The sequence below is a fragment of the Nonomuraea sp. NEAU-A123 genome, from assembly GCF_018603905.1.
In the GTDB taxonomy this organism is placed as follows: Bacteria; Actinomycetota; Actinomycetes; order Streptosporangiales; family Streptosporangiaceae; genus Nonomuraea.
Genome location: NZ_JAHFZZ010000008.1, coordinates 376,231 through 393,097 on the forward strand (window position 1 = coordinate 376,231; position 16,867 = coordinate 393,097).

The 16,867-nt window shown below is 71.9% G+C and carries 14 protein-coding genes; 12 read left to right on the forward strand and 2 right to left on the reverse strand.

Going from position 1 to position 16,867, the window contains the following annotated elements:
• Positions 1 to 22: 22 nt before the first annotated feature.
• Genes KLK06_RS26885 through KLK06_RS26895 form a run of 3 tightly spaced genes read left to right on the forward strand, consistent with a single transcriptional unit; the run spans position 23 to position 3,354 of the window.
• On the forward strand, positions 23 to 1,345 hold the full coding sequence (locus tag KLK06_RS26885) for an MFS transporter (RefSeq protein WP_214638398.1): 1,323 nt from the start codon (positions 23 to 25) through the stop codon (positions 1,343 to 1,345).
• Between the two features lie 9 nt (positions 1,346 to 1,354).
• On the forward strand, positions 1,355 to 2,020 hold the full coding sequence (locus KLK06_RS26890; protein ID WP_214638399.1) for a response regulator transcription factor: 666 nt from the start codon (positions 1,355 to 1,357) through the stop codon (positions 2,018 to 2,020).
• A complete protein-coding gene (locus KLK06_RS26895) occupies positions 2,017 to 3,354 on the forward strand; it encodes a HAMP domain-containing sensor histidine kinase (protein WP_214638400.1) in 1,338 nt (445 codons plus the stop codon). The genes KLK06_RS26890 and KLK06_RS26895 overlap by 4 nt, the downstream gene beginning before the upstream one ends.
• On the opposite strand, the gene KLK06_RS26900 is transcribed toward KLK06_RS26895, so the two are convergent.
• Positions 3,333 to 4,232 carry a TAXI family TRAP transporter solute-binding subunit gene (locus KLK06_RS26900; RefSeq protein ID WP_214638401.1) on the reverse strand — a complete coding sequence of 300 codons (900 nt, stop codon included), beginning with the start codon at positions 4,230 to 4,232 and terminating at the stop codon, positions 3,333 to 3,335. The genes KLK06_RS26895 and KLK06_RS26900 overlap by 22 nt on opposite strands.
• Before the next feature lie 32 nt (positions 4,233 to 4,264).
• On the opposite strand from KLK06_RS26900, the gene KLK06_RS26905 reads away from it, so the two are divergent.
• Positions 4,265 to 4,996, forward strand: a complete 732-nt coding sequence (locus KLK06_RS26905; RefSeq protein ID WP_214638402.1) for a Mut7-C ubiquitin/RNAse domain-containing protein — start codon at positions 4,265 to 4,267, stop codon at positions 4,994 to 4,996.
• A 455-nt stretch (positions 4,997 to 5,451) separates the two neighbouring features.
• Here the strand turns inward: KLK06_RS26905 and KLK06_RS26910 are convergent, their stop codons facing one another.
• Positions 5,452 to 8,892: a serine/threonine-protein kinase gene (locus KLK06_RS26910; RefSeq protein WP_250906110.1), complete on the reverse strand. Its 3,441-nt coding sequence runs from the start codon at positions 8,890 to 8,892 to the stop codon at positions 5,452 to 5,454.
• A 46-nt stretch (positions 8,893 to 8,938) separates the two neighbouring features.
• On the opposite strand from KLK06_RS26910, the gene KLK06_RS26915 reads away from it, so the two are divergent.
• The 8 genes from KLK06_RS26915 to KLK06_RS26950 all read left to right on the forward strand — a co-directional run bounded on the left by KLK06_RS26915 (position 8,939) and on the right by KLK06_RS26950 (position 16,837).
• The gene (locus KLK06_RS26915) at positions 8,939 to 11,500 is read left to right on the forward strand and encodes a BTAD domain-containing putative transcriptional regulator (RefSeq protein WP_214638404.1); all 2,562 of its coding nucleotides are present in this window, start codon (positions 8,939 to 8,941) and stop codon (positions 11,498 to 11,500) included.
• Between the two features lie 92 nt (positions 11,501 to 11,592).
• Positions 11,593 to 11,895, forward strand: a complete 303-nt coding sequence (locus KLK06_RS26920; RefSeq protein WP_214638405.1) for an urease subunit gamma — start codon at positions 11,593 to 11,595, stop codon at positions 11,893 to 11,895.
• Positions 11,892 to 12,203: an urease subunit beta gene (locus tag KLK06_RS26925; RefSeq protein ID WP_214638406.1), complete on the forward strand. Its 312-nt coding sequence runs from the start codon at positions 11,892 to 11,894 to the stop codon at positions 12,201 to 12,203. Before KLK06_RS26920 ends, KLK06_RS26925 begins: the two co-directional genes overlap by 4 nt.
• Entirely contained in the window at positions 12,196 to 13,902 is a 1,707-nt protein-coding gene (locus KLK06_RS26930; protein ID WP_214638407.1) for an urease subunit alpha, read from the forward strand. Before KLK06_RS26925 ends, KLK06_RS26930 begins: the two co-directional genes overlap by 8 nt.
• Before the next feature lies 1 nt (position 13,903).
• Positions 13,904 to 14,623: an urease accessory protein UreF gene (locus tag KLK06_RS26935; RefSeq protein ID WP_214638408.1), complete on the forward strand. Its 720-nt coding sequence runs from the start codon at positions 13,904 to 13,906 to the stop codon at positions 14,621 to 14,623.
• Positions 14,624 to 14,634: 11 nt separating this feature from the next.
• A complete protein-coding gene (gene ureG, locus KLK06_RS26940) occupies positions 14,635 to 15,306 on the forward strand; it encodes an urease accessory protein UreG (protein ID WP_214638409.1) in 672 nt (223 codons plus the stop codon).
• Positions 15,307 to 15,361: 55 nt separating this feature from the next.
• Positions 15,362 to 16,357 (forward strand): urease accessory protein UreD, encoded by a 996-nt coding sequence (locus tag KLK06_RS26945; RefSeq protein ID WP_250906048.1) that lies wholly within the window; start codon positions 15,362 to 15,364, stop codon positions 16,355 to 16,357.
• Positions 16,358 to 16,366: 9 nt separating this feature from the next.
• Positions 16,367 to 16,837, forward strand: coding sequence for a hypothetical protein (locus KLK06_RS26950; RefSeq protein WP_214638410.1), 471 nt, complete (start codon positions 16,367 to 16,369; stop codon positions 16,835 to 16,837).
• The last annotated feature ends 30 nt before the right edge of the window (positions 16,838 to 16,867 follow it).

Sequence of the window (16,867 nt, forward strand, 5' to 3'; positions counted from 1 at the left end):
TACTCCCCCCAGGAGGTAAACCGTGAGCCAACCCCGCGTGCCGTGGAAAGCAGTGATCGGCGGTTCTATCGGCAATCTTGTCGAGTGGTACGACTGGTTCGTCTACAGCAGTTTCGCCGTCTACTTCGCCGCCTCCTTCTTCCCTGAGGGCAACAGCACCGCCCAGTTGCTCAACACCGCGGGCATCTTCGCCGTGGGCTTCTTCATGCGCCCGATCGGCGGCTGGCTGCTCGGCAAATACGCCGACACGAAGGGCCGCAAGGCCGCGCTGACCATGACGGTCACGCTGATGTCGCTGAGCGCCCTGCTGATCGCCATCGCCCCGACGTACGCGTCGGTCGGCTACTTCGGCGCCGTGGTGCTGCTGATCGCCCGCCTCCTGCAGGGCATCTCCGTGGGTGGTGAGTACGCGGCCAGCGCCACGTACCTGACGGAGGCCACTCCGGCGGGCAAGCGCGGCTTCGCCTCCAGCTTCCAGTACGTCTCGATGACCGCGGGCCAGCTCGTCGGCCTGGGCCTGCAGATCATCCTGCAGAACACGATGACCAAGGAGGCGCTCAACTCCTACGGCTGGCGCATCCCGTTCGTCGTCGGCGCCCTGGGCGCGGCGGTGGTGTTCTACCTGCGGCGCAACCTCCTGGAGACCGAGGCGTACGACGAGGAGGAGCAGGACAAGAAGGTCGGCAAGAGCGAGCGCGGCACCATCAAGGCGCTGCTCGCGCACAAGAAGGAAGCGATGCTGGTCATCGCCCTGACCATGGGCGGCACGGTCGCGTACTACACCTACACGACCTACCTCACCAAGTACCTGGTCAACACGGCGCACCTGCCGAAGGAGACCGCGTCGCTGGTCAGCTTCTCCGCGCTGTTCGTCTTCATGTGCATCCAGCCGCTCGCCGGTGGGCTCTCCGACAGGATCGGCCGCCGGCCGCTGCTGATCACGTTCGGCATCGGGTCGATGCTCGGCACCGTGCCGCTGATGACCGGGCTGTCCACCGTCTCCGGCTTCACCGGCGCGTTCGTCCTGTCGCTCATCGGCCTGATCATCATCACCGGCTACACCTCGATCAACGCGGTGGTCAAGGCGGAGCTGTTCCCGACGCACATCCGGGCGCTCGGTGTGGCGCTGCCGTACGCGATCGCGAACGCCCTGTTCGGCGGTACGGCGGAGTACGTCGCGCTGTGGTTCAAGTCGGCCGGCATCGAGTCGGGCTTCTACTGGTACGTCTCCGGTTGTGCGGCCGTGTCGCTGGTGGTCTACCTGACCATGCGCGAGACGCGCGACGCGGCGCTCACCCGCGCGGAGCGGGAGGGAGCGGCGGAGTCGGTCCCCGTCCGGGCCTAATCTGGCCTGATGCGAGTTCTTCTGGTCGAAGACGACGATCGGCTCGCCTCCGCGCTCACCACGGCCCTCGCGCGCCACGGCCACCAGGTCGTGCGCGCGGGGCTCGCAGTCGACGCCCTCCGCCTGGCGGGGGGCGTCGACTTCGTCCTGCTGGATCTGGGCCTGCCCGACATGGACGGGCTCGAGGTGCTGCGCCGCCTGCGCCGGGTGTCGGCCGTGCCGGTCATCGTGGTGACCGCCCGTACGGAGGAGCGCGAGGTGCTCCGCGGCCTGCGGTCCGGGGCCGACGACTACCTGGTCAAGCCGTTCCGCACGGTCGAGCTGATGGCGCGCATGGAGGCCGTGATGCGCAGGGGCACCCGGCCGATGCCGACCCGCGACAACGTGGTGAGCGTCGGCGACGTGCGCATCGACCTGGAGTCCAGGCAGGTCACCGTGTCGGGTGAGCACGTGACGCTGACCAGGCGCGAGTTCGACGTGCTCGCCCTGCTGGCCCGCGAGCCGGGCGTGGTGCGCAGCCGTGAGGAGATCCTGGACGAGGTCTGGGGTGACCCGCTGCTGTCGGCCTCCCGCTCCCTCGACGTGCACGTGGCCGGGCTGCGGTCGAAGACCGGTCGCCCGCACCTGGTCGAGACGCTGCGCGGCACCGGCTACCGCCTGGGGTCCACGGCGTGAACTCCCGCCTGGTGGTCACGTTCACCACGCTGATCGTGTTCCTCATCGCGGCGCTGGCGGTGCCGCTCGGCTTCGCCTACGCCTCGCACCGCACGAACCGGCTGCTGCTCGACCGCCGCGCCGACGCCACCCGTTTCGCCGAACTGGCCGACCAGGCCGCGCGCGACGGCGACCGTACGGCGCTGACGGCCGAGGTCGTCCGCTACGCCGACCTGTACGGCGCGGCCATCCGCGTACGCGACAGGGACGGCACGATCCTGGTCACGGCCGGCCACTTCGACGGTGACGACCAGGAGGAGACCCGGCTGGCCCTGGGCGGCCGGACGACCGAGGACCTGCCCACGATCAGCCCGTTCGGCCCCTCGACGGTGCTGCTGGCCGAGCCGGCCGGCCGGGACGCGCAACTGTCCGGCGTGGTGCTGCTCCAGGCCCGCACCGACCAGTCGCGGCTGGACGTCTCGCTCGTCTGGGGCGCGCTGGCGCTGGGCGCGCTGATCGCCCTGGGCTATTCGGTGCTGGCGGCCAGGCAACTGGCCCGCTGGATCCTGCGCCCGGTGACCGAGCTCGACCGCACCACCCGGGCCATCGCGGAGGGCCACCTCGACGCGCGGGCCCACCCGGGCGCGGGGCCCTCGGAGCTGCAGCGGCTGGAGGAGCGGTTCAACGCGATGGCCGACGCGGTGTCGGGCGCGATGGAGCGGCAGCGGGCGTTCGTGGCCGACGCCTCGCACGAGCTGCGTACCCCGCTGACCGTGCTCGGACTGCGGCTGGAGAACCTGGAGCCGCACCTGCGCGCGGACGGCACCACCGAGTTCGAGGAGGCCATGGGCGAGCTCGACCGGCTGGCCCTGCTGGTGGAGGACCTGCTGGCGCTGGCCAGGGTGGAGGCGGGCGCGGGCACCGAGGCCAAGGAGATCGAGCTGCGGCCCCGGCTGGCGGTGTGGCGGGAGGTCTATCCGGCCAAGGATCTCACCCTGCTGGTGGAGGTGCCGGAGATGTCGCTCGTGCCGGAGGCGGCGGCCAGGGTGGCGGACATCGCGCTCGACAACGCGCAGAAGTTCGTGCCCGCGGGCGGCACGGTGACGGTCACGCTCTCCGACGGCGTGCTGCGGGTCGCCGACGACGGGCCGGGGCTGGGCGAGGAGGAGCGGGCCGACGCGCTGGGCCGGTTCTGGCGGTCGGGCGCGCACGCCAACGTGCCGGGCAGTGGGCTGGGCCTGGCCATCGCCACCGAGCTGGCCAGGTCGTGCGGGGCCACGTTGAGCCTGCTGGCCGCCGTACCCCATGGGCTGGTCGTGGAGTTGCGGCTGGCTCAGCCGTACACGGACCTGTAGTAGCGGGCGGCGCCGGGGTGCAGGGGGACGACGCCGGTGCCGATGGCGTAGCGCTTGTCGAGACGGCCGCCCGGCGCCGAGGGGGCCTGGAGGCGGTCGCGGGCGCTGAAGAGCGTCTCGGTGACCGTGTAGGCGATGTCGTCGGACAGGGCCTGGCGGCAGACCAGGTAGCTGGGCGTGCCGACGGTCGGGACCGGTTTCGCGCCGCCGTACACGCCCGCGGGGATGGCGGCGTGCTCATAGACCGGCCCGTACGTACGGCGCAGCACCGGCACCAGCGGCTCCAGCGGGACGATCCTGATGCCGCTGAGCGAGGCGAGCGCGGGGGTGGGCACGCCGCCCGACCAGAAGAACGCGTCGATCCCGCCCTCGTCGAGCGCCCTGATCGACACGTCGAGGCCCAGCCGGAAGACGACGTGATCCCGTACCCCGGCCGCGTCGAGCACCCGCACGGCGGTCACGGCGGTGCCCGAGCCCTCGGCACCGATGGAGACCTTTCGCCGGGTCAGGTGCTTGGCGGCGGAGATGTCGGAGTCGGTGCGGACCACCAGGTGAACGTAGTTCATGTACATCCTGGCCAGCGCGGCGACCGGCTGGTGACGCACGCGCACGGCGTCGTCGGCACTGTCGGCGAGCGAGAACCCGACGTCGGCCCTACCGTCGGCGAGCATGGTCAGGTTCTGGACACTGGCCGCCGTCTTGAACACCTCGACCGTGAACCCGTCACGCCGCAGCTCGGCCGCGAACCTGTCGCCCAGGATCTCGTACGGCCCGCCTGACAACCCGGTCGCCAGCCGCAGCGGGGGCAGCCCCGTACCGCCGGTCGAGCACCCGGCAGCGCCCATCGCGGCGAGCGCGAGAAAGACACGGCGGGACATCGGCACAGGATCACGTTATCGAATCACGCAGAATGGACAATGTGACCGAACGGGACGCGCACCTTCGAATCTCCGCAGAGCTGATGATGTTCCTGCCCGTGAGCCGGCGCCGTGAGCGCCAGCGGATCGCCATCGGCGGCAGCTCGACTCTGGGACACCACGTGGAGTCGGCCGGCATCCCGCTGACCGAGGTCGGGCCGATGACCGTCGCCGGACGCGGCGTCGGCCCCTCGTACCAGCCCGCCGCGGGCGACGTCATCGAAGTACGGCCGGTGCCCAGGCCGCAGCCGCTGCCGCGCGAGCCACGCTTCCTGCTGGACGTGCACCTGGGCACGCTGTCGCGGCGGCTAAGGCTGCTCGGCCTCGACGCGGCCTACCACAACGACATGGACGATCCGGCCCTGGTGGTGCAGGCGAACGAGGAGCGCCGGGTGCTGCTGACCCAGGACCGCGGCCTGCTGCGCCGCCGCGCGCTGTGGCTGGGCGCCTACGTCCGCGGCGCACGCCCCCAGGACCAGCTACGCGACCTGCTCGAACGGTTCGCACCCCCACTGCGCCCATGGACCCGGTGCACTGCCTGCAACGGCGAACTGGCCCCGGTACCGAAGCGCGAGGTGCTGCCGCAACTGCAGGCGGGCACCCGGCACGGCTACGACGCCTACGGCCGGTGCGGGGACTGCGGCCACGTCTACTGGCACGGCGCCCACAGCGGCCACCTGGAGGAGATCGTCCGGTCGGCGCGACAGTGGGCGGCTACGGGGTGACGCAGGACCTACCACCAGAAAGGAAAAGTAATGCGCAAGCGGTTCACGGCCATCGGAATTTCCCTCTCAGCGCTGACCGTCCTGCTCGTACCGCCCACGCCTTCGTACGCAGCCGCTCCCATCCCAGCAGGAGAGAGCCAGCGGATAGCAAAGAGCATGATGCCCAGCTATGGCTGGCACTCTTCGTCGCAATTCCGCTGTCTGGTCTCACTGTGGGATCGCGTCAGCCACTGGAGCACCACAGCGGGAACGCCGTCAGGGCCATACGGAATACCTCGAGCGAATCCCGGGAGGCTCATGGCGTCCGCCGGCTCGAACTGGAAGACCAACGCCAGGACCCAGATCAAATGGGGATTTCGCTACATCAAGAAGCACTACAGCACGCCTTGCGCCGCATGGAGCCACTACCGAAGCTCCGGCGAATACTGATCAGAGCCTGACTCCGTCCCCTGCGGCTACGGGGTGACGCAGGGGTCGAACAGTTCGATCTCGGGCAGGTACCGCCGCCAGTCGGCCACGCTCAGCGTGCCACCCGCCCTGCGGCAGACCTCAGCCAGCGCCCGGTCGCCGTCGAGCGCGAACCGCTTGACCACCCCTTCCGGGGTGGCGGCGTAGAGCGTCCGCCCGTCCCGGCCGAAGGCGATCGACGCGTTCGCCGATTCCCCCTGCCAGTCCAGCCCGTCGTACACGACTCCCAGGTATCCACGGCCGACGACGTCCCAGAGCCGGATCCGCTCGTCGGCGCCGTAGGTGGCGATCGTGCTCCCGTCGGGCGACCAGACGGGGATCGCACCGCCGCCGCCCTGGATCGCGGGAAAGGACGCGACGGCTCTGGTGAAGGCGGAGTCCCACAGCGTCATCCGCTCGGGCCCGCTGATGACCGCGTACCTGCCGTCGGGGCTGAAGGCGGTCATCCCGCCGGACACCCCGCCCGGCCCCACGGGCGCGCCGCCGACCGGATCGACGATCGTGAGGTAGGGATCGAACGCTGTGACCAGCGCCTTCCCGTCGAGTCTGAAGGCCATCCTGGCTGAGCCCGGCGCTGTGGTCCGGGTGACGGATCCGGTGCGGAGGTTCCACAGCTCCACCGGGGCCGCCTGTCCCAGGCGCGCGGGGGCCACGGCCAGTGTCCCGCCGTCCGGGCTGAACGCCATCCCCTCCACGTCCTTGTCAGCGAGGGTAAAGGCCGTGCGCACGGCCCCTGTGCGCGCATCGAGCACGGTGACCCGTGCCTTGGCGCCCACCGCTCCCCCCACTGCCAGAAGGGAGCCGTCGGAGGAGAAGGCGAGCACCGCTCCCTGGCCCGCCTGTCCGCCGACATCGATGGGCCGGGCAATCTCCTTGCCTCCCGCCCAGAGCCGGGCCCGGCCGCCGGAGTAGACGGCCAGCCCGCCGCCGCCCGGCGCCAGGCGCGCGAATTCATCGGGGGTCCGCCGGACCAGGGCGCTGTCCGACAGCCAGGAGACGTCGGCGGTGTAGACGGTGCCCGCGTCCGTCAGGATGCGCAGGACGGCGCCGTCGAACCGCAGCTGGCCGATCGGCGCGTGGAGGCGCCGGTCGGCCATCACCCACCCATCGGAGCGCCGCAGGACGACCAGCCTGGCGTCGTCCCACATCGCGATGAACCTGTCGTCGAGGGCGATGGCACTCGCCATGGGCCCCGCCTGGTCACCCGGGAGCGGCTTGCCCGAGGGCACATTCCTGAGCAGCAGGCCGATCCCCCCGCCGACCTCGGGATGGTAGACGGTGACGGCGAGCTCCCGGCCGTCGGGATCGAACTCGGCACCCTTGATCCGCGTCTTCACCGGCAGCCATGACGCGGGGAGTCGTCGCCGCATGCGCAGGTCCCAGAGCTCGGCCCGGCCGCCGCCTGTGGAGTAGCGGAGGCCCAGAGCACCGTCTGGGCTCACGGCGTCCATTCCGAGCGATCGCCGGGTCTCCAGGTCCCACCAAGCACCGATGCGGCCTTCGATGCCTTGAGGGATGAACAGGCGCCGCCCGTCCGGAGAGAAGCGCAGCGAGTCGGCGTGGGTCGGCAACGCGCCCGCCGCGAAAGGTGCGCCCTTCATGGTTCCGCTGGACACGTCCCAGAGGCGTACATGCCGCTCATCCTGTACGGCCAGGGTCCGGCCGTCATAGCTGAGCGCGAGCTTCGACACCGGACCGACTCCTGAGAGCGCCTTCGTCTGCCGATGCCGCGGAACGTCCCAGAACGCCACCTGCCCGCCCGCCGCGGCGAGCAGCGTCCGGCCATCGGGGCTCAGGGCGTACCTGGTGTCCGCACTCGCCGCGGGGTCGGTGAAGGAGTCGAGCGTGATCTGCGACAACGAGTCATAAAGCGCGCCTCTCGACTCGGGCAGAGGGGACAGCCGCCAGGCGGCGGCGCTCATCACCATGCTCACCTTCGGCCAGGTGTCGCGTAGGTCGGCCGCGCGCAACACCAGCGATCTGGCGAGAGCGTCATCGCGCTGCCGCTCGCTCACCCCGCGCCGATACTCGGCCAGGCCCAGCCCGCCCAGCGTGGTCGCCAGCAGCACGGCGAGCGCGGCGGCGATCAGGCCGCGCCGCCGGGACTGCCGCCGGGACTGCTGGGCCGCGGCGTCGAGGAACTCGCGTTCCCTCCTGGCCAGCGTGAGGTCCTTGCGCTCGGCGGCGGCCCACTGGAGCGTCCGGTCGAGGCTGGAGCCGTGCAGCAGGTCGCCGGGTTTCCTGCCGTGGCCGTCCCAGAGCCGGGCCGCCTCCACCAGCCGCCGGTGTACGGGCAGGCCGTCGCGGTTGTCGGCCACCCAGGCGCGCAGGCGGGGCCACGCCTGGACCAGGGCGGGCTTGGCCAGTTCGTAAGTGTCGCCGATCCGCCGCACGAGGCCCGCCGCGCCGAAGAAGGTGAGTAGCGCGTCGACGGCCTCGGTCTCGGGCAGTTCGTCGCGGGTGACCGGCCGGAGCGAGCCGTCGCCGTCGAGCATGCGCAGGAGGACCTCGGGCACGGTCGCCTGTTCGGCGTCGGAGAGCTCGCCGTACAGCTCCTCCGCGATGGCGCCCAGGTCGGGCTCGGCCGCGCTCCTGAGCGGGCTGGCGAGCGAGCCGCCGCGGGACAGCGGGTCGTCGCCGGTTTCGTCGCTTTCGCCCAGCAGGCTCAGGAGGACGTCACGGGCCGAGGGCCGGTCGGCGGCCTGCCGTACGAGCACGGCGGACACCAGCGACCCGAGCGGGTCGGCGAGGTCGGCGAGGTCGCCGGTGCCGGGGCGGAAGTCCATCACGTCGGCGACCACCGCGACCGGGTCGCGTACCGCGATCGCGTCCTCGCCCCGGGCGGCGAACAGCACCACCAGCCCCCACGCCCACAGATCCGCCGCGGCCGTCGCACCCCGCCCGGCGAGCACCTCCGGCGCCATGTAGTTGGGCGTGCCCATGACCGGGCCGGTGGTCGTCGGCCCGGCCTCGCGCGCCACGCCGAAGTCGATCACCCGGGGACCGTCGGGGCCGAGGATGATGTTGTCGGGCTTGAGGTCGCGGTGCACGACGCCGGCCTGGTGGATGGCCGTCAGAGCGGTCGCCACACCGATCGCCAGGCGCCGCAGCGTGTCACCCTCGTAGGGGCCGTGCTCGGCGATCACCTGCCGCAGGTTGGGGCCGGGCACGAACTCACTGACGATGTACGGCTCGGCCACCTCGATGACCTTGGCCGTGCAGAACGAGGCCACCCGCTCGGCCGCCGCCGCCTCCCTGGCCAGCCTGGCCCGCGACTCGGGATCGTCGACTCTGGGCACCTTGACGGCGACGCGCTCCCCCGCCTCACTGTACGCCTCGTAGACGACGCCCTGGCCGCCGGCGCCCAGTCGCCCCGCGAGCCAGTAGGTGCCCAACCGCTGGGGGTCGGACGGAGTCAAAGGGATCATCAAGTGTGTAATTCTTGTCGATATTCCCCTTGTTGAGGAAGGCCGCGTGGAATTTCGCATCATGGGTCCGCTCGAGGTGCGCGATGGCGACGGCGACCGCACCCCGACCGCGCCCAAGCATCGAGACCTGCTGGCGATGTTCGTGCTCAACGCGCGCCGCCCGCTCACCGTGGGACGGCTGCGCCACCTGCTGTGGCCGCGTGAGGGCGGCGACCGGTCCGACTCGCTGGTCCGCGGCTACGTCGGGCAGTTGCGCCAGCTCATCGGCAAAGATGTGATCACCACGGTGTCCGGCACGTACACGCTGGCCATCGGCGAGGAGCAGCTCGACGTCGACCGTTTCAGATCGCTGGTGGAGCGGGGCGCGTACGAGGAGGCGCTGGCCCTGTGGCGCGGCCCGGCGCTCGAAGACCTCGACCCCGACGGCGAACGCTGGGTGGAGACGCGCCGACTGCGCGAGGAGCTGGACGAGCTGCGGCTGCTCGCCCTGGAGCGCCGGGTGCAGCTCGACCTCGACGCCGGCCGACACCGGGAGCTGCTGTCCGAGCTGCGGCGGCTGGCCGGGCAATACCCGCTCTGGCAGCGCTTCAGAGGCCAGTACATGCTCGCGCTCTACCGGAGCGGGCGGCGGGTGGAGGCCCTCGACGCGTACGCGGCGTTACGCGAGGCGCTCGACGACGGCCACGCGATCGAGCCCGATTCCGATCTGCAGCTGCTCTATCACCGCATGCTGCACGACGACGTGTCGCTGCACGTCTCGGCGGGGCCGCCGGTGCTGCTGCCGCACGACGTGGCCGGGTTCACCGGGCGCGCCGACCTCCTCGACCTGGTGGTGGGCGGACAGGTCGTCGTGCATGGTCAGGCGGGCGCGGGCAAGTCGGCGCTGGCCGTGCACGCCGCCTGGCGGGAGCGCGAGCGCTTCCCCGACGGGATCCTCTACGCCGACCTGCGCGAGACGACGGGACCCGCGGCGGTGCTCGAGGACTTCCTGCGCTGGCTGGGCTGCCCGGCCCAGGCCGTCCCCGCCTCGCTCGACGGGCGGGAGCGACTTTTCCGTACGTACGCGGCCAACCGCCGGCTGCTTGTGCTGCTCGACAACGCGTCGTCCGAGAGCCAGGTGCGGCCGCTGCTGACCTCCTGCCCCACGGTCGTCACCAGCCGCTCCTCGCTCGGCGGGCTGGCCGACGCGGCCCGCGTGTCCGTGGGCGTGCTCGGCGAGGTCGACGCGCTCGACCTGCTCGTCCGCACCTCCGGCCGGGCGGCCGACGAGGCGCTGCGCAGGCTGGCCAGGTTCTGCGGCGGGCTGCCCATCGCGCTGCGCATCGCCGGGTCCCGGCTGGCCGCCCGGCCGAGCTGGACCGTCGACTACCTGGTCAGCCTGCTCGAAGACGAGCACGAGCGGCTCGACGGGCTGCGCTCCGGCGACCAGGCCGTACGCAGCGTGCTCGCCATCGGCTACGACGGCCTGCCCGAACCCGCCAAGGCCACGCTGCGCGGGCTCGGCGCGCTGTCGGCGCCCGACTTCGCGGACTGGGTGGCGGAGCTGTTCGGCGGGCAGGCCGAGGCACTGGTCGACGCCGGGCTGCTGGAGACGCACCTGGTCGACGTGGCGGGTCAGGTGCGCTACCGGCTGCACGACCTGACCCGCCTGTTCGCCCGCGAGCAGCCCGCGCCCGGCGCGCTCGAACGGCTGCTGGCCCTGTCCCTGGCCCAGGTACGGTTGTCGCGCTTCTCGCTGGTCTCCGGCGATCCGGGCACGTTCGTGGCGACCAGGGACCTCAGGGAGTCGGTCGAGTGGCTCGCCGCCGAGCGGACCTTCCTGGTCAGCCTGGTCTCCGACCTGCATCAGGCCGGTCTCGACGACGGCTGCCGACGGCTCGCCCACCTGCTGGGGCCGTACCTCGAACGCAACCGCTTCCTCGACGACTGGCGGCACGTCATCGGGGCGGCGCTGGAGTCGGCGCGGCGCGCGGGCGACGTGATGGGCGAGGCGCTGATCCTGCGCGACCAGGGCGACCTGCACCTGGCCGAGCGGGAGTGGGACCTGGCGCACGACCGGCTCAGGCTGGCACTCGGCATGTTCCTGGGCGCCGGGCGCACCCGCGACGTCAACCAGACCAGGCGGCGCCTCGGCCGCGTCCACCTCGAACGCGACCGGCTGCCCGAGGCCGAGCGTGCCCTGCTCAGTTGCCTCAAGGCGGCGGAGAACGACCGCGACGCCGCCGACGTGCTCCGCGTGCTGGGCGCGGTCCTGCACCGCGCGGGCCGCCTCGACGAGGCCGCGGACCGCCTCCAGACCGCCGCCGGCCACCTCGCCGCGCTCGGCGACCGCTACCGGCAGGCCGACACGCTCCTGGACCTCTCCTCGGTACGGCTGGCGCAGCGCGCGGTCCCCGACGCCAGGACGGCCGCCGAGACGGCCCGAAGCATCGCCATACGGCTCGGCGACCGACTGCTCGACGCGTACGCCCTGCTGGCCCTCGCCCGGGTGAACCAGGCGGAGGGCGCGGCGGAACGGGCCGGAGAGCTGGCGGGGGCGGCGCTGACGGTCTTCGAGGCGCTGGGGGACGATCTGGGCCGGTCGCAGGCGCTTCCTCTGGTGGGATAGCGCGACCTGTATCCGGGAGGGTGGAACCACCAGAAACCGACTCGACATCCCCCGGCAACATCGTGGAAACGGCCGGTTCCTAAGGTCCGGCCATGCGGCTAACCCCACACGAGCAGGAGCGCCTGCTCATCCACGTCGCCGCCGGGGTGGCTCGGCAGCGTCAGGCCAGGGGCCTGCGCCTCAACCACCCCGAGGCCACCGCGGTCATCGCGTCGTTCCTGATGGAGGGCGCCAGGGACGGGCGGACCGTGGCCGATCTGATGGAGGCGGGACGCTCAGTGCTCGGCCGGGACGACGTCATGGAGGGGGTGCCCGAGATGCTCGACTCCGTACAGATCGAGGCGACCTTCCCAGACGGCACCAAGCTGGTCACCGTACACAGGCCGATCCCGTGATTCCGGGCGAATACCTGCATCCCGCCGATGACATCCCGTTGAATCCGGGGCGGCCGCGGGTGACGGTCCGGGTGGTCAACACCGCCGACCGGCCGGTACAGGTCGGGTCGCACTACCACTTCGCCGCCGCCAACCCCGGGCTGGCCTTCGACCGCGACGCCGCCTGGGGGATGCGGCTCGACGTGCCCGCGGGCACCGCGATCAGGTTCGAGCCGGGGGTCGAGCGCGACGTGACCCTGGTGCCGATCGCCGGGCGCCGCGTGGTGCCCGGCCTGCGACCGGAATGGGCGGGCCCCCTCGATGGCTGACATCTCCCGTACGCGCTATGCCGCCCTGTACGGCCCCACCACGGGCGACCGCATCAGGCTGGCCGACACCGACCTGTTCATCGAGGTCACCGAGGACCTGTCCGTGGGCCCGGCGGGAGCCGGGGACGAGGCGGTGTTCGGCGGTGGCAAGGTGATCCGCGAGTCGATGGGACAGGCCAGGACGACCCGGGCCGAGGGCGCGCCGGACCTGGTCATCACGGGCGCGGTGATCCTCGACCACTGGGGCGTGGTCAAGGCCGACATCGGCGTCACCGGGGGCCGGATCTCCGCCATCGGCAAGGCCGGCAACCCCGACACCATGGACGGCGTCGACATCGTCATCGGCCCGTCCACCGAGATCCTGAGCGGCAACGGCAAGATCCTCACCGCCGGCGCCGTCGACTCCCATGTACACCTCATCTGCCCGCAGATCCTCGACGAGGCGATCGGCGCGGGCGTCACCACGATCGTCGGCGGCGGCACCGGACCGGTCGAGGGCACCAAGGCCACCACGGTCACCGGCACCTGGTACCTGTCCCGGATGCTCGAGTCTCTCGACTCCTACCCGCTCAACTTCGCCCTGCTCGGCAAGGGCAACACGGTGAGCTCCGCGGGCCTGCTCGAACAGCTTGCGGCGGGCGCCTCGGGGTTCAAGCTGCACGAGGACTGGGGCACCACGCCGTCGGCGATCGACGCCTGCCTGACCGTGGCCGACGCGAACGGCGTACAGGTGACGATCCACACCGACACCCTCAACGAGGCCGGGTTCGTGGAGTCGACGCTGGCCGCCATCGGCGATCGGACGATCCACGCCTACCACACAGAAGGGGCGGGAGGCGGGCACGCGCCCGACATCATCAGGATGGCGTCGTTCGCGAACGTCCTGCCCTCCTCCACGAACCCCACCCGACCCCACACCGTCAACACGCTCGACGAACACCTCGACATGCTGATGGTCTGCCACCACCTGAACCCGTCGATCCCCGAGGACCTGGCCTTCGCCGAGTCCCGCATCAGGCCCACCACGATGGCCGCCGAAGACGTCCTGCACGATCTGGGGGCGATCTCGATGATCGGCTCGGACTCGCAGGCGATGGGCCGGGTCGGCGAGACGATCATCCGCACCTGGCAGACGGCGCACGTTATGAAGCGCCGCCGCGGCGCCCTGACCGGCCCCGCGGACAACCTCCGCGCCCGCCGCTACGTCGCGAAATATACGATCTGCCCGGCCGTCGCCCACGGCCTCGACGCCGAACTCGGCTCCGTCGAACGCGGCAAGCTCGCCGACCTCGTCCTCTGGGACCCGGCGTTCTTCGGCGTCAAGCCCACCCTCGTCCTCAAGGGCGGCGTGGTGGCCTGGGCCCAGATGGGCGACGCGAACGCCTCCATCCCCACGCCGCAGCCGATGCTGCCGCGCCCGATGTTCGGCGCCGCCCCTGTCACGGCCGCCGCCACCTCGCTGCACTTCGTCTCTCCGCTCGCCCTCGAGTCCGGCCTCGCCGACCGCCTCGCGGTCCGCCGCCGCCTCGTCCCTGTGGCGGATGTACGGGGGCGCGGCAAGGACACGATGCCGCTCAACGACGCGCTCCCCCGGATCGAGGTGGCCCCGGACACGTTCGAGGTCCGCGTGGACGGCGACCTGATCGAGCCCGCACCCGTCGAAACGCTCCCGATGACCCAGCGCTACTTCCTCTTCTGAGATGAACCCCGCACTCCTGCTCCTCACCGACTCCCGTCTCCCGGCCGGCGGCCACGCCCACTCGGGCGGCACCGAACAGGCGATCGCCACGGGAGCGGTCCACGACCTGGCGTCCCTGGCCGCCTTCCTGAGGGGCCGCCTGCACACATCCGGGCACGTCGCCGCCGCCCTCGCCGCCGCAGCCTGCACCTTGAGCGCCACCCGCTCCCCCGACACCTTGTGGGATCTGCTGGACGCGGAGGCCGACGCCAGGACCGCCTCCCCCGCCCAGCGGGACGCCTCCAGGACCCAGGGCAGGCTGCTTCTGCGGGTGGCCCGCCGCCTGTGGCCGTCTCCTGCGCTCGACGGCCTGGCGCAGGCCGTACCGAATCCCCATCACCCCATCGCGCTCGGCGCGGCGGCGCACGCGGCGGGAGCGTCACCCGAGGACGCCGCCCTGGCGGCGGCCTACCACGCGATCACCGGTTCGGCCACGGCGGCGGTCCGGCTGCTCGGCCTGGACCCGGTAGCGGTCCACGGCCTGCTGGCCGACCTGGCCCCAGACCTCGCCGCCACAGCCAGCATGGCTGACATGGGAGCCCATTCCACCGAACCCCCTGGGGCCTCGGGCACCCCCCTGGCCGACCGGTCATGGGCCGAGCTGCCCGCTCGATCCGCCCCGGCGCTTGACCTGCTCGCTGAGCGGCATGCGGGCGCCAAGGTCAGACTGTTCGTCTCCTAGGAAGGACACGCATGGGCGCCAATCACGACGACCATCACCACGCCCCGGACCACCACGGCAGAGCGCTCCGCCTCGGGGTGGGCGGGCCGGTGGGCAGCGGCAAGACGGCCCTGGTCGCCGCCCTGTGCCGGACGCTCGGCGGCTCCCTGCGCCTGGGTGTGGTGACCAACGACATCTACACCACCGAGGACGCCGACTTCCTGCGCCGGGCCGGCGTGCTCGACCAGGAACGCATCCTGGCCGTCGAGACCGGCTGCTGCCCCCACACCGCCATCCGCGACGACATCGCCGCGAACCTCGACGCCGTGGAGACCCTGGAGGACAGGTTCGGCCCGCTCGACCTGGTGATCGTGGAGAGTGGCGGGGACAACCTGACGGCGACGTTCAGCCGTGGCCTGGCCGACAGGCAGATCTTCGTTCTCGACGTGTCCGGTGGCGACAAGGTGCCCCGCAAGGGCGGTCCGGGGGTGACCTCGGCCGACCTGCTGGTGATCAACAAAACGGACCTCGCGCCGCTGGTGGACGCCGACCTGGGCGTGATGGCCCGTGACGCGGCGGCGGTCCGCGGGGACAGGCCGGTCCTGTTCACTTCGATCAGGCAGGACCCCTCGGCGGCGGCCGTGGCGGCCTGGGTCTCGGAACAGGCCCATTCCTGGCCCCACGAGCCCGTCCCAGCGGCATGACCCACCCCGCCCTATGACCAGCAGCGCACCCCTGCCGGACACCGCGGCAGAGACCATGTCAGACGCCCAGGCAGGCACGTCCGTAGAACCTGTCTCGGCCGACGGCACCGGTGCCGTTGTTGTCGGGCGGCGGGCGATGGCGGCTCGGGCGGCTGTCGGGACATCCCTGGCCGGTGGTCGGACGGTCGTCAGCCGTCTCAGTTCGGCGCCGCCCCTGACGTTGCGGCAGACCGGGCCGCGGACCGTTCACCTGGTCTCCACGGCGGCCGGCCCGCTCGGCGGCGACCGGCTCGAACTCGACCTCGACATAGCCCCCGGCACCAGCCTCGAGGTCGGCTCGGTGGCGAGCACGCTGGTGCTGCCCGGCGACGGGGAGTCCGTCATGGTGATCACCGCACGCGTCGGGGCAGGAGCCTCACTCCGGTTCGCGCCCCAGCCAACGGTGCTCGCCGCCGGATGCTTCCACCGCCTGGTGGTACGCCTGACGCTGGCGGCGGGCGCGCACGTGTTCTGGCGCGAGGAGATCGTCTTCGGCCGGTACGGCGAGGCGCCTGGCCGCTGCCACGCCCGCTTCGACGCCACCTACGACGGCCGCCCCCTGCTCAGGCAGGAGTACACGGTCGGCGACCCGGCCCTCGGCGCCTCCCCGGCCGTCTACGGCGACGCCCGCTGCATCGGCACCACCCTCGTCACCCCGGAAACCACGACACCCACCCCCGCCGCACCAGCCCCGGCCGCACAAGGACTCGCCGTTTCAAGGGCTGTGGTCGCAAGGGGCGCCGCCGTATCGCGATCCGCGTCAGAGGCCGTGGCAGGGGACGGTGCCGCCGTGTCACGGACCGTCCCAAGGACCGTAGCCGCGGACGATCCCGCCGTGTCGCGGACCGCCGCAGGGGCCGTGGTGGCGGACGGTGTCGCCGTGTTGCCGCTGGCCGGGCCCGGGGTGTTGGTGTCCGCGCTGGGCGCCGACGCGGTCGAGTTGCGGCGGCGTCTGGAGTGGGGTGAGGGTGTGGCCTTGGGTGACCTGGCAGGAGCCGCGTGCCCGTCCTAAGGTGATCGTGTGGCCGACTATCTCCCGCAGAGCCCCCCGAAGCCCAAGGCGCGGCGTGGCTACGCGTTTGTCATCGCGGTCGCCGGAGTGCTGCTGGTGTTCTGCGCGTTCCTGCCGTGGACGGGGATCGAGGCCAAGATCGGTGCCATCGGGGGCGTGTCCAACGACATCCGGGGCATCGACGACAGTCTCGGCGTCTATACGCTCGTCGCGGGGCTCGTCACGCTGGTGTTCGGGGTGGCGGGTCTGTTCGCCCGGCCGCGGGTGGCCGCGCTGGCCGTCATTCCGGGGGCGCTGGCGACGATCTGGCTGTTGATGTTCGTCGTCGATCCGCCCGGGGTCGGCAGCGGGGTCTCCGTCGATCTCGGGTTCCTGTCGATCGAGCCGGGGATCCGCTACGGCTGGTTCGCCGCCCTGGCCTGCGCCCTGGCCGTGGTCGCCCTCGCCGTCCTCTCACTCGTACGCGGCCGTCGGGCATAGAAGCCCCGCCGTCGGGTGGAGAAACCCAGG